Genomic DNA, 25,757 nt, shown 5'->3' with positions numbered 1-25,757 from the left:
GTATAATGTCAAATATGAATAACACCAACCAACGAGCCCTTTGTCAGCAACTATGGGCTAGAAACAAATATCTCGTTTTGAGCCATTCCAGTAATATTTACAATGAGATTCGCCAATACTTGAAGAATGAAGAGGTGGAGCTGAGTCAGGTTCAAGAGATGATTGATCGTGCCTGTCAAATCCCAGAACACAGGGGTCAGGTTTGCAATGCCTTTCAGCATATTTGGGGCTATTTCAAGAAGAAAGCGACAGATGCTGAGCGCAAGGACTATCTGCTCTTGCTGGATCGCTACCGCTTTGGTCAGGCTTCTAAGGAAGACTTGATTGCTAAGACTCGAGACTTGCTTAATCGCTATCCCAATACCTACTTGCAACATTCGACTTTACTGAAAGGAGACACCCATGAGACTTTGGCATGAGGCTTTGATTTCACAACTTCCCCGTCCTCAACTTTTGGGGCAACATCGAGAGTGTTGCGCCCTTCGTGGTAATGGTTGGGGCAGAAAGCATGCGACGGTGGACTATGTCTTTACTCACTCGCCTTATCACCTCTATGCCTATCATCGATTGATCATGGAGGAGATGGCTAACCGTGGATATAATGTCAGCCCAGAGTGGTTGGACAAGAACTACCGTGGGAAAATCTGCTCCGCTTATGAGGATTTGTCTGAGGAGAAGCTGACCACTCCCATCTATAGTGAGCATGATGCAGGATACTATGAGGAATGTCTGGCTAATCTTCGAGAGAAAGGCATTGAGCTGGAGTAAGAGTCAGGCTTAGCTCCACATTATAACTCTTCTCGTCATTTTTTCGAATAATAAAAATGAGACCTTTAGAATGATTCTAAGGTCTCCTTTTTATGAATATTAGGATTTACTTTTAATAGCTTTTAAGTTATAATTAAATTGAAAAGAGGTTGCTTGGTGCATACAATTTACTTCTATAAGGACAAAAAATGGAAATGAGCCAGTCTTAGATTATATGAGAGAATTAGCTAGAAAGAAGAGTAAGGACAGTCGCATCAAACTCAATAAACTAAATGACTATATCGAGTTGCTTAGTCAGCATGGGACTAGAGCTGGTGAACCCTATATCAAACATTTGGAAGATGAGATTTGGGAACTAAGACCTCTGAGGGATAGGATATTATTTGTGGCTTGGCTTGATGGGAGTTTTGTTCTCTTACATCATTTTCTCAAAAAGACTCAGAAAACTCCGAGGAGAGAAATTGAAAAAGCCAAGCGTGAACTGAAGGACTTAAAAGAAAGAGGTTTAAGTGATGAAAAATAGCGCCATTGGGAGTAATTGGAAAGATATCCGATCTGAACTCTTTACCAAGGAGGAAATCTTTGAAAGTGATATGCGAGTGGCTATCATGAGTGAGTTGATAGAAGCTAGACATGAGCAAGGTATCAGTCAGAAAAAACTAGAAGAACTCAGTGGAGTGAGCCAGCCTGTTATAGCTAGGATGGAGACAGGAAAGACCAGTCCTCAGTTGGATACGGTCTTAAAAGTCTTAGCCAGTTTAGGAAAGACACTAGCAGTCGTACCACTTGAACAGGAAAAAAGTTGATTAAACTGACCTATAGTCTTTTCTAATAACAAGCCATAGTCACTTATGAGAATCATCAATAGCTCGTTTGAGCATTCTAACTAAAATACAGCAATAAAACAAGCAATACAAAGGATTTGAGACGTTGGTCTCAAGTCTTTTTCTTTTGTTCGAAAAAGTGATATAGTTTCAAACTATATCAAAGCCTAATTATTTACAATTATACAGACAGTTTCTTTTCTGTTAAGATAGTTTCAACAACAAATTTTGGAGGACACATCATGTCAACTACGATCATCGGTTTCCCTCGTTTGGGTGAATTCCGCGAATTAAAATTTACAACTGAAAAATACTTTAGAAAAGAAATCTCAGAAGAAGAACTCTTAGCAGCGGCAAAAGAATTGCGCGCAAAACACTGGAACATTGTCAAAGAAAAAGGTATCACTGAAATCCCATCAAATGACTTTTCTCACTATGACAACTTCCTAGATGCAGCTTTCCTTTTCAACGTGGTACCTGCATCCGTTCAAAACTTGGACTTGTCTGACCTTGAGCGCTACTTTGCTTTGGGACGTGGTTACCAAGGAGAAAAAGGGGATGTTCGTGCCCTTCCGATGAAGAAATGGTTCAACACCAACTACCACTACATCGTGCCTAAATTTGAAAAAGACACTCAAGTAAAATTGGCAGGTCACAAGATCTTTGATGAGTTCCAAGAAGCAAAAGAACTTGGATTGAACACTCGTCCTGTTCTTGTAGGTCCATTCACTTTCCTTCAGTTATCAGACTTTGAAGAAGACGTGAAAGCAGAAGACTTCGTAGACAGCTTAGTGGCTGCATACCAAGAAGTTTTTGCTAAATTGGCGGAGCTTGGTGCGACTCGCATCCAACTCGACGAAGCGGCTCTTGTCAAAGATTTGACAGCTGAAGAAAAAGTTCTCTTCTTGAACCTCTACAACAAGCTTTTGGCTGACAAGAAAGGTCTTGAAGTCTTGCTTCAAACTTACTTTGGTGACGTTCGTGACGTCTACTCTGATCTTGTGAACTTGCCAGTAGATGCCATTGGTTTGGACTTCGTTGAAGGTAAGAAAACTCTTGAACTCGTTAAAGGTGGTTTCCCAGCTGACAAGACTCTCTATGCAGGTATCGTCAATGGTAAAAACATCTGGCGCAACAACTACGAAAAGAGCTTGGCTGTTCTTGAGCAAATCCCAGCTGAAAACATTGTTTTGACAAGCTCATGCTCACTTCTTCATGTGCCATTTACAACAGCTAACGAAGAATTTGAACCAGCTATCTTGAACCACTTTGCCTTTGCAGTTGAAAAATTGGATGAGATTCGTGATTTGGATGCTATCCGCAATGGTCAAGGTGCAGAAGCTCTTGCAGCTAACAAAGAACTCTTTGCGACTGAACGTGTGGGTGAAAATGCAGAACTTCGTGCGCGTATCGCTGGTTTGACAGATGCTGACTACACTCGTTTGCCAGCTTTTGCAGAACGTGAAGCTATCCAAGAAGAAGCCTTTAAACTTCCAGCTCTTCCAACAACAACCATCGGTTCATTCCCTCAAACTAAGGAAGTCCGTGCCAAACGTTTGGCCTTCCGTAAGGGTGAATTATCACAAGAAGAGTACGATGCCTTTCTTGCTGAAACTATCGACGAATGGATCAAATGGCAAGAAGAAGTTGGATTCGACGTGCTTGTACACGGTGAGTTTGAGCGTAACGACATGGTTGAGTACTTCGGTCAAAACTTGTCCGGTTACCTCTTCTCTAAGAATGGTTGGGTACAATCATACGGTATGCGTGGGGTGAAACCACCAATCATCTGGGGTGACGTCACTCGTCTCAACCCAATCACTGTCAAATGGTCTAGCTACGCACAAAGCCGTACTGACAAACCTGTTAAAGGGATGTTGACTGGACCTGTTACCATCCTTAACTGGTCATTCCCACGTGAAGATATCTCTATCAAGGATTCTACTCTTCAAATCGCTCTTGCTATCAAGGATGAAGTGCTTGACCTTGAAGCTGCAGGTGTGAAAATCATCCAAATCGACGAGGCTGCTCTTCGTGAGAAATTGCCACTCCGTCGTAGCGACTGGTATGAAGACTACCTTGACTGGGCAATTCCTGCCTTCCGCTTGGTACACTCAACAGTAGCGCCAGATACACAAATCCACACTCACATGTGTTACTCAGAATTTACAGATATCATCCCAGCTATCGACAACATGGACGCGGACGTTATTTCCTTTGAAGCAAGCCGTTCAAACCTTGAAATCTTGGACGAACTCAAAGCGAAAAACTTCCAAACAGAAGTGGGACCTGGGGTTTACGATATCCACTCACCTCGTGTGCCAAATGAAGGTGAAATTGACCACACAATCGATGCTATTCTTGCTAAAGTACCAAGCAAGAAAGTTTGGATCAACCCTGACTGTGGTTTGAAAACACGTGGTATTCCAGAAACAAAAGAAAGCTTGATCCGCCTTGTCGAAGCAGCAAAAGCTGCGCGTGAGAAATTATAAGATAAGATTTCGCTCGTGACCCTGACTGATCAAGGAACTGCTTGGCCCTAGCTGGCTCAGCAATCATGAAATCAAAAAGAAAAGGATAATGACTATGTCACGCCAAACACCGTCACTTTCATTTGAAGTGTTCCCTCCAAACCCAGCTGTGGGTAATGATAAAATTATTTCAGCCTTGCAGGATATGCGGGAGCTGACACCTCACTTTATCAGTGTGACTGCCAGCAATAATAAATTTAATATCAAGGAAACAACGGTTCGTTTGGCTGACTTTATCCAGAATGACTTGGCGATTCCAACCATTGCCCACTTGCCAGCTATCTATCTGACCAAGGAAAAGGTTGCTGAAACCATTGCAGACTTGGATAAGGTTGGGGTACAGAAAATCTTGGCCTTGCGTGGGGATATTATCCCTGATGTGGAGCCACAAAAGGATTTCCGCTACGCAACGGATTTGATCGAGTTCATCAAGGAACAAGCTCCTCACTTTGATATTGTTGGTGCTTGCTACCCAGAGGGGCACCCTGACTCTCCAAACCAAATCTCGGATATTCAAAATCTCAAGAAGAAAGTGGATGCAGGCTGTTCCAGCCTCGTAACGCAACTTTTCTTTGACAATGAGCGTTTCTACGATTTCCAAGACAAGTGTACCTTGGCAGGGATTGATGTTCCCATTCATGCAGGTATCATGCCCATTTTGAACCGTAATCAAGCGCTTCGTCTCTTGAAGACTTGTGAGAATATCCATCTTCCACGTAAATTTAAGGCCATCTTAGACAAGTATGAGCATGACCCTGAGTCGCTCAGAGCAGCAGGACTTGCCTATGCCGTGGATCAGATCGTGGACTTGGTAACTCAGGATGTCGCAGGTGTACATCTCTACACCATGAACAATGCAGAAACAGCAAAATACATCCACCAAGCAACCCACGCCTTGTTTAATCATCAGTCTTTAGGGTAATCGATTCTTTAACCACTGAGACGACAGCTTGTCATTCACTTGCTTTTAAATGAAAAATGACAGTTGTGAAAGCCAAAGAATTCGCTAAATAGAATAAACAATAAACCATTCCTCTTTTCATGGGGGAATGGTTCCTTTTTAATAGAAAAGCCCGCACTTTTTAAGAAAAATATGATAAAATAGACTCTGTACGTACTTGATACAAAGATGAGGGTATTTAGGTTGTAGAAATTTGTTTAAAGTGGATTATTTTTTAAACAAAATATGATAATAGGTGTCTCAAAAAACACGAACGGAGTGAGTATTTAAAAGATATTTCACGCTATAGTGGTATCCTAGAGAATAACTCTGTTATTTTCTAGGACGGAATTTTTTAGACTTCAGGCTAAAAAATAAGGGATGAAATTCCGAAGGAAGTTGCTCCCGTCCGCACTATTCCAGTGAAATATCAAAAAAACTACTTAATTGAATTTTGGTCTCATTTCTTAGGAAAAAAGATAAGCTTCCTAGCACTCATCGAGTGCGGCGTCACCTTCCTATTTTTCTACAGAAATGTTCGGCAAGCCGAACCGTCCAAAATATCTTGATCTTTGTAGGCAAGGCGTATAATTTCATCAATCCAAAGGGGATTAAAATGACAAAACAAGTGTTTCAAACGACTTTTGCGGGTCGTGAGTTAATCGTAGAGACTGGTCAGGTTGCTAAGCAAGCAAATGGCTCTGTTGTCGTGCGTTACGGTGAGTCAACTGTACTGACTGCAGCCGTGATGTCTAAGAAGATGGCAACTGGGGATTTCTTCCCACTCCAAGTCAACTACGAAGAAAAAATGTATGCGGCTGGGAAGTTTCCTGGTGGCTTTATGAAACGTGAAGGACGTCCCTCAACAGATGCGACTTTGACAGCGCGTTTGATTGACCGTCCAATCCGTCCGATGTTTGCGGAAGGTTTCCGTAACGAAGTGCAAGTGATCAACACCGTCCTTTCTTATGATGAAAATGCCTCTGCACCAATGGCGGCAATGTTTGGATCATCCTTGGCACTTTCTATCTCAGACATTCCGTTTGACGGACCAATTGCTGGGGTGCAAGTGGGCTATGTAGATGGTCAAATCATCATCAACCCTACGCAAGAACAAGCAGAGCAATCTCTCCTTGAATTGACAGTAGCTGGTACCAAACACGCCATCAACATGGTAGAGTCTGGTGCCAAAGAATTGTCAGAAGAAATCATGTTGGAAGCCCTTCTCAAAGGGCACGAAGCAGTCAAAGAATTGATTGCCTTCCAAGAAGAAATCGTTGCGGCAGTCGGTAAAGAAAAAGCAGAAGTGGAATTGCTTCATGTAGACGCTGACTTGCAGGCTGAAATCATCGCAGCCTACAACAGTGACCTCCAAAAAGCTGTCCAAGTAGAAGAAAAATTGGCTCGAGAAGCTGCGACTCAAGCAGTTAAAGACCAAGTGACTGCGGTGTATGAAGAAAAATATGCAGACCACGAAGAATTTGACCGTATTATGCGTGATGTGGCTGAAATCTTGGAACAAATGGAACACGCTGAAGTGCGCCGTTTGATTACAGAAGACAAGGTGCGTCCTGACGGGCGTAAGGTCGATGAAATCCGTCCTTTGGATGCGGTTGTTGACTTCCTTCCTCGTGTGCACGGTTCAGGTCTCTTCACTCGCGGACAAACTCAGGCTCTTTCAGTTTTGACTTTGGCTCCAATGGGTGAAACTCAAATCATCGATGGTTTGGATCCAGAGTACAAGAAACGCTTTATGCACCACTATAACTTCCCTCAATACTCTGTAGGGGAAACTGGTCGTTACGGTGCGCCTGGTCGTCGTGAAATTGGTCATGGGGCTCTCGGTGAACGTGCTCTTGCTCAAGTCTTGCCAAGTTTGGAAGAATTTCCATACGCGATCCGCTTGGTAGCAGAAGTCTTAGAATCAAACGGTTCTTCTTCTCAAGCTTCTATCTGTGCGGGAACGCTTGCCCTTATGGCTGGTGGTGTGCCAATCAAGGCGCCAGTAGCTGGTATTGCCATGGGTCTCATCTCAGATGGAAATAACTATACAGTATTGACAGATATCCAAGGTTTGGAAGACCACTTTGGAGACATGGACTTTAAGGTTGCCGGTACTCGTGACGGGATTACAGCCCTTCAAATGGATATCAAGATCCAAGGAATTACTGCAGAAATCTTGACTGAAGCTTTGGCTCAAGCCAAGAAAGCGCGTTTTGAAATCCTTGATGTGATTGAAGCAACTATTCCAGAAGTTCGTCCAGAATTGGCTCCAACTGCTCCGAAAATTGATACTATCAAGATTGATGTGGACAAAATCAAGATTGTCATCGGTAAAGGTGGAGAAACCATCGACAAGATTATCGCTGAAACAGGCGTTAAGATTGATATTGACGAAGAAGGTAATGTATCCATCTACTCTAGCGACCAAGATGCCATTAACCGAACCAAAGAAATCATCGCTGGCTTGGTTCGTGAAGCCAAAGTGGATGAAGTTTACCATGCTAAGGTTGTTCGTATCGAGAAATTTGGTGCCTTTGTCAACCTCTTTGATAAGACAGATGCACTTGTGCACATTTCTGAAATGGCTTGGACTCGTACCAACCGTGTCGAGGACTTGGTAGCTATCGGTGATGAAGTCGACGTTAAGGTTATCAAGATTGATGAAAAAGGCCGTATCGATGCCTCTATGAAGGCTCTTCTTCCTCGTCCTCCAAAACCTGATCATGATGAAAAAGGCGAAAAGTCTGAGCGACCTCACCGTCCACGTCATCACAAGGACCACAAACCTAAGAAAGAATTTACAGAAACACCAAAAGATTCAGAATAAGAAAAGGAGAAATGTATGGGATGGTGGCGCGAAACCATTGATATTGTAAAAGAAAATGATCCAGCGGCACGCAACAGTTTGGAAGTTTTGCTGACTTATCCAGGTGTCAAGGCCTTAGCGGCTCACCGTCTCTCGCATTTTCTCTGGAAGCACGGCTTCAAACTCCTGGCTCGGATGCACAGTCAGTTTTGGCGCTTTTGGACTCAGATTGAGATTCATCCAGGAGCTCAGATTGATTCAGGTGTTTTTATCGACCATGGCTCAGGTCTGGTGATTGGAGAGACGGCGATTGTTGAAAAAGGCGTTCTTCTCTATCACGGAGTGACTCTTGGTGGAACAGGGAAGGATGTTGGCAAACGCCATCCGACTGTTCGAAAAGGGGCGCTGATTTCGGCCCACGCTCAGGTGATTGGCCCTATTGAAATTGGAGAGAAAGCCAAAGTTGGGGCGGGTGCAGTGGTTGTGGCAGATGTTCCGAGCGATGTGACAGTTGTCGGAATCCCAGCTAAGATCGTCCGAGTTCATGGACAGAAAGATGAGCCGACGATCCACGAAGTTGAAGAAAAACGAGAGTACTATCTAGACAAGCTAGAGCATGCCCGTGAAGCCAGTCACCATTCATCAAGTCTGTAGGATAGGGTAGCAAAGTTATCGAGGTGAAGTATGACAGGAGGTAAGAACTATGTCAGATTTATCAGATGCAATTTTGAACCAGGCAGTTCTTGAGTTGCAAGAACGCTTGGATGGTCTTGTTAAGGAGCGCTTTATTAAACTGCCACCTAGCCACCAGCGTGAATGGGCTCATTATATCAGTGAAGCCAAAAAAGATGAGACCAAACTGCGCCGTCTAAATAAAATGAAGGCGGATTTGCTGAAGCCTTAAAGAAAGAGAAGTTATGCTATTAGAGGAATTTGAAGATGTAGCAGCAGTTATTGAGCCAACTGAAAAGCCAGTCCATGACAAGGGAGAGGTATGCGAAACCATCATTCTGTCCTTTAATGGCGAAATTCTGAAACGTTTGATTGAGTCAGAAGATGTCTATCCGGGAGGCTATTTGAAAAGCATAAACGGCCATCATCCATGGTATATTTATGGCCAAGGACCTAGCAAGCTAGCAGTTATGTTGGCTCCAATTGGGGCTCCCATGATAGTCGGCCAGCTGGAGGAGTTGGCGGCCAGAGGCTTCAAAAATTTTATCATTTTAGGTTCCTGTGGCGTTTTGGACCGCTCAATTGAGGCGGATAAAATTATCCTACCTGCGGCAGCATTGCGAGATGAAGGAACTAGCTATCACTATGCCCCACCGGGTGATGAAGTCGCCTATGACGAGTCTCTGCTGATCGAGCTGGAAGCCATCTTTGACAAGCACAATATCGAACATATCCGCACCAAGTCTTGGACGACTGATGCCTTTTATCGAGAAACGCCTGATAAGGTCAAGCGTCGCTTGGCTGCTGGTGCACAAGTGGTGGACATGGAAGCTTCAGCTATCATGGCTTGGAGTCAATTTCGCAAGAGTAAAGTCTATCAGTTCTTCTACACAGCTGACTATGTGGATCATCATAACCGAGCCTGGGATGCCCGCCATGAAGAGCGGACAGCTGATGCCATGACTTTTTTCACTATCGCTTTGATAATAGCCAAGGAACTAGAAAGGTAACTACAAGAATGGCAGTATATTTTTACGGCTGTATCACCATGGATGGCTACTTGGCAGACAGTCAGCACAGGATAGACTGGCTGCATCAGCTTGGTTCTGTAGAGGATACAGGCTATGATGACTTTTACAGGCAAATGGATATCACCATCATGGGCAAGCGGACCTTTGAGGAAATCCAAGATTTGCAAGATGTAGAAAGTTTTTATCAAGCTACGGAAAACTATGTCTTTACGCATGATAGGCACCTGCCTGTCAGCAATTACCAGCCAGTAGCTGGGGATGTGGTGGACTTTGTTCGCCAGATTGACAAAGGCAAAAATGTCTTTGTGATTGGTGGTAATTCCTTAGTAGGACCGCTCTTGGATGCGGATCTTTTCGACCACCTCATTATTCAGATAGCACCCCTTATCCTAGGAAAGGGGGTTCCCCTCTTTACCCAAGAGGAAGGGCAGCGCTTTTACCAACTGGATAGCCTCAGACAATTTGGCCCATTTGCAGAGCTGGTTTTCAGCCGAAAAAGTCAGAAATAGAGAAGGGAGTGGACTGCATGATTAAAATTTACGACACCATGTCTCGTGATTTGCGAGAATTTGTCCCAATCGAAGAAGGAAAGGTTCGCATGTATGTCTGTGGGCCAACGGTATACAACTATATCCACGTTGGGAATGCCCGTTCGACGGTGGCTTTTGATACCATTCGTCGTTATTTCGAATACCGTGGCTACGAAGTTGCCTATATTTCCAACTTTACAGATGTAGACGATAAGATTATCAACCGTGCCAAGGAAGAAGGTATCACGCCTCTGGAGGTTGCGGACAAGTACATCGCTGCCTTTCGTGAGGATGTGACGGTCTTGGGCGTGAAACCTGCGACTCGCCATCCGCGTGTAGTGGAGTTTATGGCGGACATCATTCGTTTTGTCGCTGACTTGATTGAAAAAGGCTTTGCCTACGAGAGTCAAGGAGATGTTTACTTCCGCGTAGAAAAATCTCACAACTATGCTAAGTTAGCCAATAAAACCTTGGAAGATTTGGAGCTGGGTGCTTCAGGTCGTACCGATGAAGAAACGGCTCGCAAGGAAAATCCTGTAGACTTTGCCCTTTGGAAAGCTGCAAAATCAGGTGAGATTTCTTGGGACAGTCCTTGGGGACCTGGTCGTCCGGGTTGGCATATCGAGTGTTCGGTCATGTCGACAGAGATTTTGGGCGATACCATTGATATCCACGGTGGTGGAGCTGATCTGGAGTTTCCGCATCATACCAATGAAATTGCCCAATCAGAAGCTAAAACAGGCAAGACTTTTGCCAACTACTGGATGCACAATGGCTTTGTCAATATCGACAATGTCAAGATGTCTAAGTCCTTGGGCAACTTTATAACCGTACACGATGCCCTTAAAACTCTTGATGGGCAAGTGTTGCGTTTCTTCTTTGCCACTCAGCATTACCGTAAACCTATCAACTTTACGGAAAAAGCAGTGCGTGATGCCGAGACCAATCTTAAGTATCTAAAAAACACTTATGAGCAACCATTTTCTGGGACTGTAGATGCTCAAGAGTTACAGGCTTTTAAAGATAAGTTTGTTGCCGCTATGGATGAGGATTTCAACTCCGCAAATGGTATTACAGTTGTCTTTGAAATGGCCAAATGGATCAACTCAGGAAACTATGATGCAAGTGTTAAGGAAGCTCTTGCGGCTATGTTGGAGGTCTTTGGGATTGTCTTTGTCGAGGAAGTTTTGGATGCAGACATTGAAGCCTTAATCCAAAAACGTCAAGAAGCGCGTGCTAATCGTGACTTTGCGACAGCAGACCAAATCCGTGATCAATTAGCGGCTCAAGGAATTAAGCTCCTTGACACCAAGGATGGAGTGAGGTGGACTCGTGATTGATGTCAATCTCATTAACGGGATTGCGCTAGCTTTTGAGGGAGATGCAGTTTACTCCATGTATATCCGTCGCCATCTCATCCTTAAAGGAATGACCAAACCCAATAAACTCCACCAAGAGGCGACTAAGTATGTGTCAGCCAAGGCTCAGGCTCGCTTGATTGCCCTCATGTTGGAAGAGCAAGTCCTGACGGAAAAAGAAGAAGAAATCTACAAACGTGGTCGCAATACCAATAGCCACACAAAGGCTAAAAATACTGATGTGGTGACCTACCGCATGTCTACAGGTTTTGAAGCAGTGATGGGCTATCTCCATCTGACTGAAAATGTGGAGCGTCTAGAGACCTTGATTTCTTGGTGCATCCAAAAAGTGGAGGGCTAGAATATGATTGCAAAGGAATTACAAGACTGGTTCCCTGAGGCTCAGATTTCAGATCAGCCGATTGAGAGACCAGGCTATCTTACTCTCCCTTTAGCTTCTCAGCAGTGGATTTTACTGGAGGAAGCTGGGCTCAGCGAGCGTGAAAAGCAGCTGGTTGCCCTTTTGACCCAGCAAGAGCAGGCTCGTTCGCTCAATCCTTGGTATCCCTATCTGATTGAGGGGAAGGGGCAGGCACCGCAAGCATTTAAAAAAATTCAGCTGGTTTATTGTCATCTTTCCTATTTCCAACAGGAAAATCTAGCCTCTTGGCTAGACATGATGCGGACTCTTTTTCCCAACTTCCAAACAGTGCTACAAGTGGGGGCTCAGGATTATGTATTTGTGCTTCAACAAGATAAGTACACCTCTGTTCGCTCAATCTTATCTGATACGATTGAAGCGGTTGAGTATGACTTTGGCCTTCGTCTGTCGATCATGTTAGGCCAGGTTTGGCCTCAGACAGGCCCTCAAGCCCTATCAGACTTGATCAAAGCGGAGCGAGATTTGTTTAAGACTTGGTGGCGTCAGGGGCATCAAGGTGTACATACCTTTTCACAGCTCTATCTTTGGAGTATGGGAGAAAGGATTGTGGACCTGAGAGTCATTAAAGACTGCCTGCACCAGATGATTTTGGACCAGGACCAGATTCAGGAAATTATCCTTTCTCTCTGGGAAAACAGTGCCGTCCTAACTAAAACGGCCCAGCAACTCTATCTGCACCGCAACTCTCTCCAATACAAGATTGATAGATGGGAAGAATTGACAGGGCTTCAGTTGAAGGAGTTAACGGATCTTACCTTGTGTTATCAGTTGATTTTACCAGATATTCTTTAAAGTTTTGTGCAAGTTGCACAGAACTTTTTTATTTTTTTGGTCACCTTGCCATAGAAATGTAAAGCGTTTTCATTTATAATAAAACTATCAAAAAATAAAAGGAGTTCACCTTCCATGGTAGAATTAAATCTTAAAAACATTTACAAAAAATATCCAAACAGCGAACACTACTCAGTTGAAGACTTCAACTTGGACATCAAAGACAAAGAATTTATCGTTTTCGTAGGTCCTTCAGGATGTGGTAAATCAACAACTCTTCGTATGATTGCTGGTCTTGAAGACATTACAGAAGGTACTGCATCTATCGATGGCGTGGTTGTCAACGACGTAGCACCAAAAGACCGTGACATTGCCATGGTATTCCAAAACTACGCTCTTTACCCACACATGACTGTATATGACAACATGGCTTTTGGTTTGAAATTGCGTAAGTACAGCAAAGAAGACATCGACAAACGTGTGCAAGAAGCAGCAGCAATCCTTGGCTTGAAAGAGTTCTTGGATCGTAAACCAGCTGACCTTTCAGGTGGTCAACGTCAACGTGTTGCCATGGGTCGTGCGATCGTCCGTGATGCAAAAGTGTTCTTGATGGACGAACCTTTGTCAAACTTGGATGCCAAACTTCGTGTATCTATGCGTGCTGAAATTGCGAAGATTCACCGTCGTATCGGAGCTACAACTATCTACGTAACCCACGACCAAACAGAAGCGATGACTCTTGCAGACCGTATCGTTATCATGTCAGCAACTAAGAACCCAGCTGGTACAGGTACTATCGGACGTGTTGAACAAATCGGTACTCCTCAAGAAGTTTACAAAAACCCAGTTAACAAGTTCGTTGCAGGATTTATCGGAAGCCCAGCTATGAACTTCATCAATGTGAAATTGGTTGGTAGCGAAATTGTTTCTGACGGTTTCCGCTTGAAAGTGCCAGAAGGTGCTTTGAAAGTTCTTCGTGACAAAGGCTACGAAGGAAAAGAATTGATCTTCGGTATCCGTCCAGAAGATGTGAATGCAGAACCTGCTTTCCTTGAAACATTCCCAGAGTCAGTTGTCAAAGCTACTATCTCCGTATCAGAATTGCTTGGTTCAGAATCTCACCTTTACTGCCAAGTTGGTAAAGACGAATTTGTTGCAAAAGTGGATGCTCGTGACTACTTGCAAACAGGTGCGACAGTTGAACTTGGATTTGACTTGAACAAAGCACACTTCTTCGACGTAGAAACTGAAAAAACAGTCTACTAAGCAAATGAAATGTCAAAACACTGCTAGAGAAATCTGGCAGTGTTTTTTTAATGATTGGTGTTGGCATAAAAACAGGCTTTTCTAGTTTTCATATCCTTAAAAAAGTGATAAAATGGTAGGAAGAATTGGAGAGTATAGATGCCGAAAGAAGTGAATTTGACGGGCGATCAGGTAGTCGCTTTAACGAGAGAATATTTAACAAAGGAAGACGTTGCTTTTGTACAAAAAGCATTGATTTACGCAGTTGACTGTCATAGTGGGCAGTTTCGGAAATCAGGTGAGCCCTATATTATTCATCCCATTCAGGTGGCAGGGATTTTAGCTAAACTCAAGCTAGATGCCGTGACGGTTGCCTGCGGTTTTTTGCATGATGTGGTTGAGGATACAGATGCGACACTGGATGATTTGGAGAGAGAGTTCGGTCATGATGTTCGGATTATCGTTGATGGGGTGACCAAGCTTGGTAAGGTTGAGTACAAATCACTCGAGGAACAATTGGCTGAAAATCACCGCAAGATGCTTATGGCCATGTCAGAGGATATCCGTGTTATCTTGGTTAAATTATCGGACCGTTTGCACAATATGCGGACTCTCAAACACCTTCGAAAGGATAAGCAAGAGCGTATCTCCAGAGAAACCATGGAAATTTATGCACCACTTGCTCATCGTCTAGGGATTTCCAGTGTCAAGTGGGAGTTGGAAGATCTATCTTTCCGTTATCTCAATCCAACTGAGTTTTACAAGATCACCCACATGATGAAGGAAAAACGCAGAGAACGTGAGGCTTTGGTCGATGAAGTTGTAACCAAGTTGGAAGAGTACGCTACAGAAAGAAATCTCAAAGGAAAAATCTATGGTCGTCCTAAGCATATCTATTCGATCTACCGCAAGATGCAGGATAAGAAGAAACGCTTTGAGGAAATTTATGACCTGATTGCCATTCGCTGTATCTTAGATACCCAGAGTGATGTCTATGCTATGCTGGGTTATGTGCATGAACTTTGGAAACCTATGCCAGGCCGCTTCAAAGACTATATCGCCAATCGTAAGGCCAATGGTTACCAGTCTATCCATACAACTGTTTATGGGCCAAAAGGGCCGATTGAGTTCCAGATTCGGACCAAGGAAATGCACGAAGTGGCTGAGTACGGGGTTGCGGCTCACTGGGCTTATAAGAAAGGCATTAAAGGGCAGGTCAACAGCAAGGAATCTGCTATTGGGATGAACTGGATCAAGGAGATGATGGAGCTCCAAGACCAGGCTGATGATGCCAAGGAATTTGTGGACTCTGTTAAAGAAAACTATCTGGCGGAGGAGATTTACGTCTTTACTCCAGATGGTGCGGTTCGCTCCCTTCCAAAAGATTCAGGACCGATTGACTTTGCCTATGAAATCCATACCAAAGTCGGTGAAAAAGCGACTGGTGCCAAGGTCAATGGCCGTATGGTTCCACTGACAACCAAGCTCAAGACAGGGGATCAGGTTGAAATTATCACCAATCCCAACTCCTTTGGTCCGAGTCGTGACTGGCTCAACATGGTCAAGACCAGCAAGGCGCGCAACAAGATTCGTCAGTTCTTTAAAAATCAAGACAAGGAATTATCCGTTAACAAGGGCCGTGAAATGTTGATGGCACAGTTCCAAGAAAACGGCTATGTAGCCAATAAGTTTATGGACAAGCGTCACATGGACGAGGTCCTTCAAAAGACCAGCTATAAGACGGAGGAAGCTCTCTATGCAGCCATTGGTTTTGGAGAAATTGGCGCTATTACCGTCTTTAACCGTTTGACAGAAAAGGAACGTCGTGAGGAAGAACGCGCTAAGGCCAAGGCGGAAGCAGAAGAGCTTGTCAAAGGTGGCGAAGTTAAGGTCGAGAACAAAGAAACCCTCAAGGTTAAGCATGAGGGTGGCGTGGTCATTGAAGGTGCTTCAGGTCTCCTAGTTCGGATTGCCAAGTGTTGCAATCCAGTGCCGGGTGACGACATTGTCGGCTACATTACTAAGGGACGCGGTGTAGCTATTCACCGTGTGGACTGTATGAACCTTCGCGCCCAAGAAAACTACGAACAACGTCTCCTTGATGTGGAATGGGAAGACCAATACTCAAGCAAGGAATACATCGCTCACATCGATATCTACGGCCTCAACCGTACAGGTCTCTTAAATGATGTTCTGCAAGTTCTTTCCAACACCACTAAGAATATCTCAACCGTTAATGCCCAACCAACCAAGGATATGAAATTTGCCAATATCCATGTATCCTTTGGAATCTCAAATCTCTCAACTCTAACGACAGTAGTGGATAAAATTAAAAGTGTGCCAGAGGTTTACTCTGTCAAACGGACCAACGGATAATTGAATAGAAGGGCGCTTATGAAAATCATCGTTCAACGGGTTAAAAAAGCCCAAGTGAGTATCGAAGGTCAGGTTCAGGGAAAAATCAATCAGGGTCTCTTATTGTTGGTCGGTGTAGGCCCAGAGGACCAAGAGGAAGATTTGGATTATGCTGTGAGAAAACTGGTCAACATGCGGATTTTTTCAGATGCAGAAGGCAAGATGAACCAGTCTGTAAAGGATATCAAGGGAGAAATCCTTTCTATTTCTCAGTTTACCCTCTTTGCGGACACTAAGAAAGGTAATCGTCCAGCCTTTACAGGTGCCGCCAAGCCGGATATGGCAGCTGCCTTCTATGAGGCTTTCAACCAAAAGCTAGCTCAGGAAGTCCCTGTTCAGACAGGTATTTTTGGAGCGGATATGCAGGTGGAGCTGGTCAATGATGGGCCAGTTACCATCATTCTTGATACTAAAAATAGATAAGAAAACCAAGCCAGTCGGCTTGGTTTTTATTTATAGACACTCCCATAAAGAGGTATGTTTGTTGTAAAAGTCGGGATAGTTTTCTCTTAGGTGGCTAGCCGTCAGATAATATAAAGTAGAATGACAACCAGTGACGATTGGCATAAGAGATGAAAATCGCTGAGAACTAGTGAAGGCTAAAAGGACAAATAATAGAAAATCGCTAATGAGCACCCCTAAATAGTAGAAGCGAAACTTTTTATTGATTTGAGGATAAATCTCAGAGAACTGTTTTTTGAGTCGGAAGACTAAGCGAGACAGCAGTAGTCCCTGAGCAAGGATGAAAATAAAACCAGACAGCAGGAGCCAGTCTACAGAGAGATCGGTTTTGGAGATAAAAATTGCTAATAGTAGCAAATCACTGACTGCAATGGCTGCGAAGTGTAGTCTAAAGAGTTTTTTCATAGGATGACCTCCCTCTTTTATCTACCTTCATTCTACACCAAATGAATGGGAGTTACAAGCAAAATAATAAAAAATCCCTGAAAGGAACTTCTTTCAGGAATAAGGGGTTAGTTGATTTTTTCGACATAGAGTTGTTTGGCGATATCCATACTAACTTGGAGGTCTTCGTCTTTGTTGACCAGAGTAAAGCTATTGGAAAAGCCATCAAACTGCTTGACTTGGAGTTGGTCACCGATATGAATTGCGTGCTTTTCTAGATATTTGAGTAGTTCAAAGCTATCATGAACGCGAGTCAGGAGGTAGGTTCCTGCTTCTTGCACGGCTGCTAGTGGCAGGTTATTGATTTCAACCAAGAGTTCTCCCTCGGCTGGTATGGTTCCACCGTGGGGGCAGGTTTGAGGGAAACCCAGCAGTTTATCCAGTCTCTTTACAAATAGGTCAGAGACAGTGTGTTCTAGGACCTCAGCTTCTTCGTGGATTTGATCGCTAGTATAGTCTAGATGGTGAACTAGAAAGACTTCTATCAAACGGTGTTTACGATAGAGCTCAGAGACCAGTTTGAGGCCAATATCTGTTAATAGATAGCCATTCTCCTTATCCTTGAGGAGGAGATTTTCACTTTTCATGCGTTTGATCATCTCTGTTACAGCAGGTGGAGAGACCTGCATACGGGCAGCAATTTCTTTGTTGGTGATTTTTTGCATGTCCGTACCGATTTCATAAATACATTTTAAATAATCTTCTTTATTTGGAGTCATTCGTTTCCTCTTGTTCATTCTCTCCATCTAGTATACCAAAAAAAGCTAGATTTCTCTAGCTTTCTGTCATAATGCTTGTGATTTTAGTCTAGTTCTTTAACTGCAGCAATAGCAGCTTCAAAGTCTGGTTCCGTGTTAATGTTATCAACGTATTCTACGTAACGGATGACATTGTCAGTATCGAGAACAAAGACGGCACGTGCAAGGAGATGCCATTCGTTGATCAAGAGGGCATAATCACGTCCGAAAGAATGGTCAAAGTAGTCTGAAAGCATGATAGCATTGTCAAGACCTTCAGCCCCGCACCAGCGTCCTTGGGCAAATGGTAGGTCCATAGAAACGGTAAGAACGACGGTATTATCAAGGTTAGCAAGTTCTTGGTTGAAGCGACGTGTTTGCGTTGAGCAGATACCGGTATCGATAGAAGGGACAACACTCAAGACTTTTTTCTTTCCATCAAAGTCAGCTAGCGTTTTTTTAGAGAGATCGGTTGTCGTAAGAGAAAAGTCAAGTGCCTTGTCTCCGACTTGCAGTTGTTTACCTGTAAAGGTTACAGGATTTCCGAGAAAAGTGGTCATAAACTACTCCATTCTTTTTTCTTTCATTTTACCGAGAATTGTCAGATTTTTCCAATGATTTGACCGGAAAGTGTAAAAAAACGCCAATTCGGTGAGAATGACGTTTTTAATGGATTATTTTGACAAACCTTCAGCAATCTTGTCAAGGTTGTATTTCATCATGTTGTAGTAGCTGTCACCTTCTTTACCTTCTTCAGCGATTGAGTCAGTAAAGATTTGTGCGTAAATTGGAATATTTGTGTCTTGTGAAACAGTCTTCATTGGACGGTCATCGACACTTGATTCAACAAAGAGGGATGGAACTTTTGTTTGGCGAAGCTTTTCAACCAAGGTCTTGATTTGTTCCGGTGTTCCTTCTTCTTCTGTGTTGATTTCCCAGATGTAGGCACTTGGAACTCCGTAAGCTTTAGAGAAGTATTTGAAGCATCCTTCGCTGGTTACAATGAGTTTTTTCTCAGCAGGGATATTGTTAAATTTCTCTTTGGCTTCCTTGTCCAGTTTGTCTAGCTTTTCAGTATAGTCTTTGAGATTTTTTTCGTAGAATTCCTTGTTGCTAGGGTCTTTTGCAATCAACTGTTTAGCGATATTTTTAGCAAAGATAATTCCATTTTCAAGGTTGAGCCAAGCGTGTGGGTCTTCTTTGCCTTTCTCGTTTTGACCTTCAAGGTAGATGATATCTACGCCGTCACTAACTGCATAGTAGTCTTTGTTTTCAGTTTTCTTGGCATTTTCGACCAATTTGGTAAACCAAGCATTGCCACCTGTTTCAAGGTTGATACCGTTATAGAAAATGAGGTCAGCCTCAGAAGTTTTCTTTACGTCTTCAGGAAGTGGTTCGTACTCGTGTGGGTCTTGACCAACAGGAACGATACTATGAAGATCAATCTTGTCACCAGCGATATTTTTAGTAATATCAGCAATGATAGAGTTAGTCGCTACAACCTTTAGTTTTTGGTTTGTAGATGCTGTATCTTTTTTCCCACTAGCACAGGCAGCTAATCCAATGATAGAAAGAAAAAGAACGAGCAATGTACCTAATTTTTTCATTAGATTCCTCCAGAAGGGTTTCCCCTTATTTATTGATTTTTTTATTTTTTAGTTTCAAGTATCGTTGCTTTGGAGAGATAAAGAAACTGATTAAAAAGAAGCTGGCAGATGTGAGCACGATGCTGGATCCTGCTGCGAGGTTGAAGCTATAGCCGATAAAGAGTCCCAAAACAGAAGCGGTTGCCCCTAGGGTTGATGAAAGAAAAATCATGCTCTTTAGGCTATTAGCATAAAGGTAAGCCGTCGCAGCTGGGGTGATCAACATGGCCACGATAAGAATCGTTCCAACACTTTGCATGGCAGTGACTGACACAAGGGTCAAGAGCACCATGAGTAGATAGTGATAGAAATTAACAGGCATTCCCATGGCTTTAGCCAAAAGCTCGTCAAAGGATGTAATCAATAGTTGTTTAAAGAAAATCCCGATAATCAAGAGAATCAATGCCCCCACACCAATGGTGATCCACATGTCCGTATCTTGGACAGCGAGGATATTCCCAAAAAGGATATGGAAGAGGTCTGTCGAACTCTTGGCAACACTAATCAAGATGACACCTAAGGCTAAGAAAGATGAAAAGGTAATACCAATGGCAGTGTCACTCTTGATGATAGAGTTCCCCTTGATGTAGGTAATGATGATGGAAGCCATCAAGCCAAAGATGATCGCTCCAATAAAGAAATCAATTCCCAGGATAAAGGAAAGGGCTACGCCGGGCAAAACTGCGTGAGAGATGGCATCCCCCATGAGAGACATTCCACGTAAGATGATAAAACATCCCACGGCTCCAGCAACCACCCCGATGACTATAGCTGTTATCAGGGCATTTTGTAGGAAATGGAAATGTTGCAATCCATCGATAAATTCTACTATCATAGGTCACCTCCATTAAAGAAGAGCTTACTACCATAAGCTTTTTTGAGATTGACTTCGGTAAAGGTTTCTTCAGTTGAACCAATAGCAACCAATTCTCGATTGAGAAGCATAACTTGGTCGAAATAATGAGGGACTTTGCTGAGGTCATGATGGACGATGAGAACTGTTTTACCAGCTTTTTTAAGGTCTCTCAGTGTATTCATGATAATCTCTTCACTGATCGAGTCAATCCCGACAAAAGGCTCATCTAAAAAGATGTAGTCAGCTTCCTGCACTAAGCAGCGGGCAATCAAAACACGTTGGAATTGTCCTCCAGAGAGCTGACTGATTTGGCGATCAGCATAGTCTGAGAGTCCAACGATTTCAAGTGCATCCGCCACTTTTTTCCAGTGGCTGGCCTTTAAAGTGTGGAAGAGCGGGATAGATGGATAGAGTCCCAGTGAGACACATTCCTTGACCTTGATAGGGAAATTGTAGTCGATATGGATTTTTTGCTCGACATAGGCAACTCGATGTAAAGATTTCTTGACTTCTTTGTCATCGAGAAAGGCCTGACCTTCGTGTGGGATAATTCCCAACATACTTTTTAATAAAGTTGATTTTCCAGCACCGTTTGGACCAATAATTCCGGTAATAGTTGGTCCGTGGAGCACTAGTGAAATATCCTTTAGTGCCAACGTTTCTTTGTAGGAGACACTGAGGTTTTCGATACGTATCATACAGTTATTTTCCTCCTGTCTTTTAATATACATTAAAAAAAAAATTAAGTCAAGTTAATTTTTAAAAAATTTAAAATAATAACTGAAAAATGAAGAAAAAAGAGAGACCATTTTTAATTGCATTCCCAAGTGTTTTTTGCTAAGCTAAGAATAAGTGAAAAAATGAAAGCGAGAACAAGATGACACGTTATCAAGACGATTTTTATGATGCAATCAATGGAGAATGGGAAAAAACAGCTGTTATTCCAGCTGATAAATCTCGAACAGGTGGCTTTATTGACCTTGATGAGGAAATTGAAGAGTTAATGCTGGCAACTACGGACAAGTGGTTGGAAGGCGAAGATGTTCCAGAGGACGCTATCCTCGCAAATTTTGTTAAGTACCATCATATGGTACGTGATTTTGATAAGAGGGATGCAGATGGAATCAAGCCTGTCCTTCCTCTGCTCAAGGAATACCAAGATTTGGAGAGCTTTGCAGATTTTACCAGCAAACTGGCAGAGTTTGAACTAGCAGGTAAACCAAACTTCCTTCCATTTGGAGTATCACCAGACTTTATGGATGCCAGAACCAATGTTCTCTGGGCAAGTGCACCAGGAACTATCTTGCCAGATACAACCTACTATGCTGAAGACCATCCTCAACGTGAGGAGCTCTTGACGCTTTGGAAGGAAAGTAGCGCAAATCTTCTCAAAGCCTATGATTTTTCAGATGAGGAAATCGAAGACTTACTAGAGAAGAGATTGGAATTGGACCGTCGTATCGCAGCAGTGGTTCTTTCAAACGAAGAAAGTTCAGAATATGCCAAACTCTACCATCCATACGCTTATGAAGATTTCAAGAAATTTGCCCCTGCCCTACCTTTGGATGATTTCTTCCAAGCAGTTCTTGGACAAACTCCAGATAAGGTTATCGTAGATGAGGAACGTTTCTGGCAAGCAGCAGACCAATTTTATAGTGAAGAAGCGTGGCCTTTGCTTAAGGCAACCTTGATTTTGGCTGTGGTCAATCTTTCAACCAGCTATCTCACAGACGAGATTCGTGTCCTATCAGGTGCCTATGGACGTGCCCTTTCAGGTGTTCCAGAAGCTCAGGACAAGGTCAAGGCAGCCTATCACTTGGCCCAAGGTCCCTTTAAGCAAGCCCTTGGTCTCTGGTATGCGCATGAAAAATTCTCTCCGGAAGCTAAGGCAGACGTAGAGAAAAAAGTGGCGACTATGATCGATGTTTATAAGGAACGTTTGGCTAAGAATGACTGGCTCACTCCTGAAACGCGAGACAAGGCCATTGTCAAACTCAATGTCATCAAGCCTTATATCGGTTATCCAGAGGAATTACCAGAACGCTACAAGGACAAGGTAGTGGATGAAACTGCCAGTCTCTTTGAGAATGCCCTAGCCTTTGCGCGTGTGGAAATCAAGCACAGCTGGAGCAAGTGGAACCAGCCAGTTGACTACAAGGAGTGGGGTATGCCTGCTCACATGGTTAATGCCTACTACAATCCTCAGAAGAACTTGATTGTCTTCCCAGCTGCTATTTTACAGGCTCCATTCTATGACTTGCATCAGTCGTCTTCTGCCAACTACGGTGGTATTGGAGCGGTTATTGCCCATGAGATTTCTCATGCCTTTGATACAAATGGTGCTTCCTTTGATGAAAATGGTAGTCTCAAAGACTGGTGGACTGAGAATGACTATGCTGCCTTCAAAGAAAAGACTCAGAAGGTTATCGATCAATTTGATGACCAAGAATCTTACGGAGCAACGATCAACGGAAAACTAACTGTATCAGAAAATGTTGCTGACTTGGGAGGAATTGCTGCAGCCCTTGAAGCAGCCAAGAGAGAACCAGACTTCTCAGCTGAAGAATTCTTCCACAACTTTGCTCGTATCTGGCGTATGAAAGGCCGTCCTGAGTTGATGAAACTCATGGCCAGTGTCGATGTGCACGCGCCTGCCAAACTCCGTGTTAATGTCCAAGTACCAAACTCCGTGTTAATGTCCAAGTACCAAACTTCGATGACTTCTTTACAACATACGATGTCAAAGAAGGCGATGGTATGTGGCGTTCACCAGAGGACCGTGTGATTATTTGGTAAGACAAAAACCAAGGAAATTTTCCTTGGTTTTTTGCTTGCTAGAAAAAGGGATTAAAAGTCTTTTCGTGAGCGATAGTCGTAGCTGGACCATGCCCAGGATAGACATCGTAGTTAGGAAGAGTAAAGAGTTGCGTCTGAATGCTATGGAGGAGTTGTTCCGTGCTACCGGTAGGAAGATCGGTCCGTCCGATGGTTTCTCGGAATAGAGCATCTCCCGTCAAGACTAGATGAGCATCAGGAAAGACCAGAGAAACACCGCCAATAGAGTGGCCTGGGGTCGGTAGAACTGTAAAACGAAATTCCTCAAGCTGGTATTCCTCATGAAAGACAAAGGTGTGCTCTGCTGGTTTTGCGACCACATCTGCCAGATCATCATGACGAGGGAGACCAGAGAGATTATCGACTGGAGTGTAAAGCCAGCTAGCTTCGCTCTCTGCTACATAAACTGGAGGATTTCCAAAAGTTTCACGAACCAAGTCCAGACTCATAATATGGTCGTAGTGGGTGTGGGTCAGGAGAATCGCACAGACGGGTTTGTTTATTTTCTCAATAGTCTTGCGAATAGCTTCCCAATGGCTACCTGGGTCAACCACAATCAGGTGTTGATCTCCTTCCAGATAATAAGTGTTTTCATAGGCAACGGGATTCACGGTTTTATGGATTTTCATACTGGCTCCAATCTCAAAGAATGTACTAAACTAAGTATAGCACAGAAGAGGGAAATAAAGTGAAAAGAAAGTCCCTCTTTTGTGTTAGAGGGACAATGATCTTATTTAAACTTGAAACCTTCGTAAATGAGTTTTGCTTTGGGATTCTTTTTCTTGATTTGCTTGGCAAGGGCCTTCATCATAGGAAGAGGTCCACACATATAGACTGTAGTCTGGTCAGGGATTTCTTCTTGATCCAAAGTCAGGTATCCTTTTTCATTGCTATCGACCAGCTGCAGGTCAAAGTTAGCATTTTGACGGGCGTAGTCACGAAGTAGGTCTAGGTAGACAGCATTTTCCTCTCCACGGAAACTATAGTAGAAGCGGACGCTCTTGTCTAGGATAGGATGCTCCCGGATATAAGAGATGAAAGGTGTCATTCCAATTCCACCTGCGATCCAGATTTGCTGCTTTGGACCATGTTCCATAGTCATATGTCCATAGGCGCGATCAACTGCAACCTTGCTACCAACTTGAAGATTGTCATAGATATTCTTGGTGTGGTCACCAGAGTTTTTTATCGTAAAATAAAGAGTTCGTCCTTGCCCTCCTGAGATGGAGAAAGGGTGTGGGGCAGTCTCAAAACCTTTTTGGAAAATTTTTAGAAAGGCAAATTGTCCATATTCGTAGGTGAAAGGATGACTGAGCTCTATTTCAATTTCAGTCGTATCGTGGTTGAGGCGTTTGATTCCTACGATTTTTCCAAGATAGGTGAAACCGACCTTTTGATAAAGGAAAATAATATAAAAACCTGCAAGCAAGCCTAAAAGAGCATAGATTCCAAAGATAAGACCTAGGAAACTAAAGGAGAGGAGGCGATTTCCCATGATCATCAAAACATGAAAAAGGCCAAAGATATAGGCTAGATAAACCAATCGATGAATCCATCTCCAAGCTTCATACTGGATGTACTGTCCCAGATAGGCAACCAGAATGATACTGATAAAGATATAGATAGCGATATTTCCAAACTGTGCGGCCAAATGCGAACCCCAGAGACCGCCCATGCTAAAGTTGTGTAGGGTTAGTAGGAGAATGGATAGAAAAGCCGTGAATTTATGAGCTAGATACATCTTTTCAAGTCCGTTGAACCAAGCCTCAAGCAAGGGTAAACGGCTAGCTAGTATAAAAGTAAGTGAGAGGGTAGTGAGAGCTAAACCAGGGATTAGAAACTGACTAGCACCTGAACTGAGCCAAGCTAGGATAGTCAGAAGCATACTAAGTCCGATAAATAAAATACCTTTTAATGATTTCATAGTAGAAGTCCTTTCATGGATTTATCTTATATTAGATGTAATAAGATTTGTTACATTTTAACAAAAAAAGAATCTCTAGTCAAGGTTTAGATTCTAGGCCTCTAAGTCAAATCTTCATGATAATCTATAAATAATGGCTAAGAAATATACTGTTAAATTGGTGCACTTCTTATAGAAAATTTTTTGTTATAACAATGTAAGACTTGGGAAAATTTAACTTCTACAAGACTCTAAAAAATAAATTGATACATCAAAGTGTATTTTATTTAATTATAAGATAAATGGTTCCTGGAATTTACACGCTGTAAACCTGCATGAATATTGGTTTTTTAAAGTATTTACCATTAAATTATTTTTGTATTTTTCTAAAATAAAATTATATAAATTGTTGAAAAAGATAGGGAAAAGTGTTAGTATGAATATGCATATTGAATACGAGGATATAATCCTTTTAGAATAATGAAATTTAAGGACCATTTTTTGAGTAGGGAAGAAATTTCGTTTTTTCTATATTTCA

Annotated in this window: 24 protein-coding genes and 2 pseudogenes; 18 read left to right on the top strand and 8 right to left on the bottom strand. The window is 42.9% G+C overall.

What is annotated here, in order from left to right:
* The first annotated feature begins 14 nt into the window (after positions 1 to 14).
* The 17 genes and pseudogenes from NYE79_RS07920 (at position 15) to dtd (ending at position 16,759) form a co-directional block, all read left to right on the top strand.
* Complete coding sequence (locus tag NYE79_RS07920) at positions 15 to 419, top strand: YbgA family protein (RefSeq protein ID WP_101800276.1); 405 nt, start codon at positions 15 to 17, stop codon at positions 417 to 419.
* Positions 403 to 768: a TIGR02328 family protein gene (locus NYE79_RS07915; RefSeq protein ID WP_101800195.1), complete on the top strand. Its 366-nt coding sequence runs from the start codon at positions 403 to 405 to the stop codon at positions 766 to 768. Before NYE79_RS07920 ends, NYE79_RS07915 begins: the two co-directional genes overlap by 17 nt.
* 156 nt (positions 769 to 924) lie before the next feature.
* A pseudogene (locus NYE79_RS07910) lies at positions 925 to 1,291 on the top strand (type II toxin-antitoxin system RelE/ParE family toxin).
* On the top strand, positions 1,281 to 1,574 hold the full coding sequence (locus tag NYE79_RS07905) for a helix-turn-helix transcriptional regulator (protein WP_101800194.1): 294 nt from the start codon (positions 1,281 to 1,283) through the stop codon (positions 1,572 to 1,574). Before NYE79_RS07910 ends, NYE79_RS07905 begins: the two are co-directional and overlap by 11 nt.
* 260 nt (positions 1,575 to 1,834) lie before the next feature.
* Positions 1,835 to 4,084 carry a 5-methyltetrahydropteroyltriglutamate--homocysteine S-methyltransferase gene (gene metE, locus NYE79_RS07900; RefSeq protein WP_200370312.1) on the top strand — a complete coding sequence of 750 codons (2,250 nt, stop codon included), beginning with the start codon at positions 1,835 to 1,837 and terminating at the stop codon, positions 4,082 to 4,084.
* Positions 4,085 to 4,178: 94 nt separating this feature from the next.
* Entirely contained in the window at positions 4,179 to 5,045 is an 867-nt protein-coding gene (gene metF, locus NYE79_RS07895) for a methylenetetrahydrofolate reductase [NAD(P)H] (RefSeq protein WP_025168823.1), read from the top strand.
* Between the two features lie 634 nt (positions 5,046 to 5,679).
* Positions 5,680 to 7,893, top strand: a complete 2,214-nt coding sequence (gene pnp, locus NYE79_RS07890; RefSeq protein WP_216728855.1) for a polyribonucleotide nucleotidyltransferase — start codon at positions 5,680 to 5,682, stop codon at positions 7,891 to 7,893.
* A gap of 15 nt (positions 7,894 to 7,908) precedes the next feature.
* Complete coding sequence (gene cysE, locus NYE79_RS07885; RefSeq protein WP_096753652.1) at positions 7,909 to 8,526, top strand: serine O-acetyltransferase; 618 nt, start codon at positions 7,909 to 7,911, stop codon at positions 8,524 to 8,526.
* 49 nt (positions 8,527 to 8,575) lie between these two features.
* Positions 8,576 to 8,776 (top strand): YdeI/OmpD-associated family protein, encoded by a 201-nt coding sequence (locus NYE79_RS07880; RefSeq protein WP_002874304.1) that lies wholly within the window; start codon positions 8,576 to 8,578, stop codon positions 8,774 to 8,776.
* A gap of 13 nt (positions 8,777 to 8,789) precedes the next feature.
* A complete protein-coding gene (locus NYE79_RS07875; protein ID WP_216728854.1) occupies positions 8,790 to 9,554 on the top strand; it encodes a nucleoside phosphorylase in 765 nt (254 codons plus the stop codon).
* Positions 9,555 to 9,562: 8 nt separating this feature from the next.
* Positions 9,563 to 10,084 (top strand): dihydrofolate reductase family protein, encoded by a 522-nt coding sequence (locus NYE79_RS07870; RefSeq protein WP_000301981.1) that lies wholly within the window; start codon positions 9,563 to 9,565, stop codon positions 10,082 to 10,084.
* A 17-nt stretch (positions 10,085 to 10,101) separates the two neighbouring features.
* Entirely contained in the window at positions 10,102 to 11,445 is a 1,344-nt protein-coding gene (cysS, locus tag NYE79_RS07865; RefSeq protein WP_339293670.1) for a cysteine--tRNA ligase, read from the top strand.
* Complete coding sequence (locus NYE79_RS07860) at positions 11,438 to 11,824, top strand: Mini-ribonuclease 3 (RefSeq protein WP_216728853.1); 387 nt, start codon at positions 11,438 to 11,440, stop codon at positions 11,822 to 11,824. The genes cysS and NYE79_RS07860 overlap by 8 nt, the downstream gene beginning before the upstream one ends.
* Positions 11,825 to 11,827: 3 nt before the next feature.
* Entirely contained in the window at positions 11,828 to 12,697 is an 870-nt protein-coding gene (locus tag NYE79_RS07855) for a PucR family transcriptional regulator (RefSeq protein WP_200370306.1), read from the top strand.
* 114 nt (positions 12,698 to 12,811) lie between these two features.
* Entirely contained in the window at positions 12,812 to 13,942 is a 1,131-nt protein-coding gene (gene ugpC / locus NYE79_RS07850) for a sn-glycerol-3-phosphate ABC transporter ATP-binding protein UgpC (RefSeq protein ID WP_000229944.1), read from the top strand.
* Positions 13,943 to 14,080: 138 nt separating this feature from the next.
* Positions 14,081 to 16,297 carry a bifunctional (p)ppGpp synthetase/guanosine-3',5'-bis(diphosphate) 3'-pyrophosphohydrolase gene (locus tag NYE79_RS07845; protein ID WP_216728852.1) on the top strand — a complete coding sequence of 739 codons (2,217 nt, stop codon included), beginning with the start codon at positions 14,081 to 14,083 and terminating at the stop codon, positions 16,295 to 16,297.
* Positions 16,298 to 16,315: 18 nt separating this feature from the next.
* On the top strand, positions 16,316 to 16,759 hold the full coding sequence (gene dtd, locus NYE79_RS07840) for a D-aminoacyl-tRNA deacylase (RefSeq protein ID WP_216728851.1): 444 nt from the start codon (positions 16,316 to 16,318) through the stop codon (positions 16,757 to 16,759).
* Positions 16,760 to 16,789: 30 nt separating this feature from the next.
* Here the strand turns inward: dtd and NYE79_RS07835 are convergent, their stop codons facing one another.
* The 6 genes from NYE79_RS07835 to NYE79_RS07810 form a co-directional block, all read right to left on the bottom strand.
* Entirely contained in the window at positions 16,790 to 17,203 is a 414-nt protein-coding gene (locus tag NYE79_RS07835) for a hypothetical protein (RefSeq protein WP_216728850.1), read from the bottom strand.
* A 107-nt stretch (positions 17,204 to 17,310) separates the two neighbouring features.
* Positions 17,311 to 17,961 carry a metal-dependent transcriptional regulator gene (locus tag NYE79_RS07830; protein ID WP_000188534.1) on the bottom strand — a complete coding sequence of 217 codons (651 nt, stop codon included), beginning with the start codon at positions 17,959 to 17,961 and terminating at the stop codon, positions 17,311 to 17,313.
* Positions 17,962 to 18,044: 83 nt separating this feature from the next.
* Positions 18,045 to 18,539: a thiol peroxidase gene (gene tpx / locus NYE79_RS07825; protein WP_000206539.1), complete on the bottom strand. Its 495-nt coding sequence runs from the start codon at positions 18,537 to 18,539 to the stop codon at positions 18,045 to 18,047.
* 114 nt (positions 18,540 to 18,653) lie between these two features.
* On the bottom strand, positions 18,654 to 19,586 hold the full coding sequence (locus NYE79_RS07820) for a metal ABC transporter substrate-binding protein (protein ID WP_049489570.1): 933 nt from the start codon (positions 19,584 to 19,586) through the stop codon (positions 18,654 to 18,656).
* 25 nt (positions 19,587 to 19,611) lie between these two features.
* Positions 19,612 to 20,460 (bottom strand): metal ABC transporter permease, encoded by an 849-nt coding sequence (locus tag NYE79_RS07815; protein ID WP_000634601.1) that lies wholly within the window; start codon positions 20,458 to 20,460, stop codon positions 19,612 to 19,614.
* Positions 20,457 to 21,179, bottom strand: a complete 723-nt coding sequence (locus NYE79_RS07810; protein WP_000619158.1) for a metal ABC transporter ATP-binding protein — start codon at positions 21,177 to 21,179, stop codon at positions 20,457 to 20,459. Before NYE79_RS07810 ends, NYE79_RS07815 begins: the two co-directional genes overlap by 4 nt.
* Before the next feature lie 179 nt (positions 21,180 to 21,358).
* On the opposite strand from NYE79_RS07810, the pseudogene NYE79_RS07805 reads away from it, so the two are divergent.
* Positions 21,359 to 23,277: pseudogene (locus tag NYE79_RS07805) on the top strand (M13 family metallopeptidase).
* Positions 23,278 to 23,315: 38 nt separating this feature from the next.
* Here NYE79_RS07805 and NYE79_RS07800 read toward each other — a convergent pair.
* Positions 23,316 to 23,945, bottom strand: coding sequence for an MBL fold metallo-hydrolase (locus tag NYE79_RS07800; RefSeq protein WP_216728848.1), 630 nt, complete (start codon positions 23,943 to 23,945; stop codon positions 23,316 to 23,318).
* Positions 23,946 to 24,046: 101 nt separating this feature from the next.
* Complete coding sequence (locus tag NYE79_RS07795; protein ID WP_216728847.1) at positions 24,047 to 25,240, bottom strand: ferric reductase-like transmembrane domain-containing protein; 1,194 nt, start codon at positions 25,238 to 25,240, stop codon at positions 24,047 to 24,049.
* Positions 25,241 to 25,757 lie beyond the last annotated feature (517 nt).

It is taken from the genome of Streptococcus sp. FSL W8-0197 (assembly GCF_037963785.1).
In the GTDB taxonomy this organism is placed as follows: Bacteria; Bacillota; Bacilli; order Lactobacillales; family Streptococcaceae; genus Streptococcus; species Streptococcus oralis_CQ.
Note: the sequence above shows the minus strand (reverse complement) of the source record. Positions and strands in the feature narration are given on the sequence as shown.

What these genes read in the sequence shown, in the direction of transcription:
- NYE79_RS07920 (WP_101800276.1), top strand. Translation starts at nt 15, where the DNA reads ATGAATAACACCAACCAACGAGCCCTTTGTCAGCAACTATGGGCTAGA.
- NYE79_RS07915 (WP_101800195.1), top strand. Translation starts at nt 403, where the DNA reads ATGAGACTTTGGCATGAGGCTTTGATTTCACAACTTCCCCGTCCTCAA.
- NYE79_RS07905 (WP_101800194.1), top strand. Translation starts at nt 1,281, where the DNA reads ATGAAAAATAGCGCCATTGGGAGTAATTGGAAAGATATCCGATCTGAA.
- metE (WP_200370312.1), top strand. Translation starts at nt 1,835, where the DNA reads ATGTCAACTACGATCATCGGTTTCCCTCGTTTGGGTGAATTCCGCGAA.
- metF (WP_025168823.1), top strand. Translation starts at nt 4,179, where the DNA reads ATGTCACGCCAAACACCGTCACTTTCATTTGAAGTGTTCCCTCCAAAC.
- pnp (WP_216728855.1), top strand. Translation starts at nt 5,680, where the DNA reads ATGACAAAACAAGTGTTTCAAACGACTTTTGCGGGTCGTGAGTTAATC.
- cysE (WP_096753652.1), top strand. Translation starts at nt 7,909, where the DNA reads ATGGGATGGTGGCGCGAAACCATTGATATTGTAAAAGAAAATGATCCA.
- NYE79_RS07880 (WP_002874304.1), top strand. Translation starts at nt 8,576, where the DNA reads ATGTCAGATTTATCAGATGCAATTTTGAACCAGGCAGTTCTTGAGTTG.
- NYE79_RS07875 (WP_216728854.1), top strand. Translation starts at nt 8,790, where the DNA reads ATGCTATTAGAGGAATTTGAAGATGTAGCAGCAGTTATTGAGCCAACT.
- NYE79_RS07870 (WP_000301981.1), top strand. Translation starts at nt 9,563, where the DNA reads ATGGCAGTATATTTTTACGGCTGTATCACCATGGATGGCTACTTGGCA.
- cysS (WP_339293670.1), top strand. Translation starts at nt 10,102, where the DNA reads ATGATTAAAATTTACGACACCATGTCTCGTGATTTGCGAGAATTTGTC.
- NYE79_RS07855 (WP_200370306.1), top strand. Translation starts at nt 11,828, where the DNA reads ATGATTGCAAAGGAATTACAAGACTGGTTCCCTGAGGCTCAGATTTCA.
- ugpC (WP_000229944.1), top strand. Translation starts at nt 12,812, where the DNA reads ATGGTAGAATTAAATCTTAAAAACATTTACAAAAAATATCCAAACAGC.
- NYE79_RS07845 (WP_216728852.1), top strand. Translation starts at nt 14,081, where the DNA reads ATGCCGAAAGAAGTGAATTTGACGGGCGATCAGGTAGTCGCTTTAACG.
- dtd (WP_216728851.1), top strand. Translation starts at nt 16,316, where the DNA reads ATGAAAATCATCGTTCAACGGGTTAAAAAAGCCCAAGTGAGTATCGAA.
- NYE79_RS07835 (WP_216728850.1), bottom strand. Translation starts at nt 17,203, where the DNA reads ATGAAAAAACTCTTTAGACTACACTTCGCAGCCATTGCAGTCAGTGAT.
- NYE79_RS07830 (WP_000188534.1), bottom strand. Translation starts at nt 17,961, where the DNA reads ATGACTCCAAATAAAGAAGATTATTTAAAATGTATTTATGAAATCGGT.
- tpx (WP_000206539.1), bottom strand. Translation starts at nt 18,539, where the DNA reads ATGACCACTTTTCTCGGAAATCCTGTAACCTTTACAGGTAAACAACTG.
- NYE79_RS07820 (WP_049489570.1), bottom strand. Translation starts at nt 19,586, where the DNA reads ATGAAAAAATTAGGTACATTGCTCGTTCTTTTTCTTTCTATCATTGGA.
- NYE79_RS07815 (WP_000634601.1), bottom strand. Translation starts at nt 20,460, where the DNA reads ATGATAGTAGAATTTATCGATGGATTGCAACATTTCCATTTCCTACAA.
- NYE79_RS07810 (WP_000619158.1), bottom strand. Translation starts at nt 21,179, where the DNA reads ATGATACGTATCGAAAACCTCAGTGTCTCCTACAAAGAAACGTTGGCA.
- NYE79_RS07800 (WP_216728848.1), bottom strand. Translation starts at nt 23,945, where the DNA reads ATGAAAATCCATAAAACCGTGAATCCCGTTGCCTATGAAAACACTTAT.
- NYE79_RS07795 (WP_216728847.1), bottom strand. Translation starts at nt 25,240, where the DNA reads ATGAAATCATTAAAAGGTATTTTATTTATCGGACTTAGTATGCTTCTG.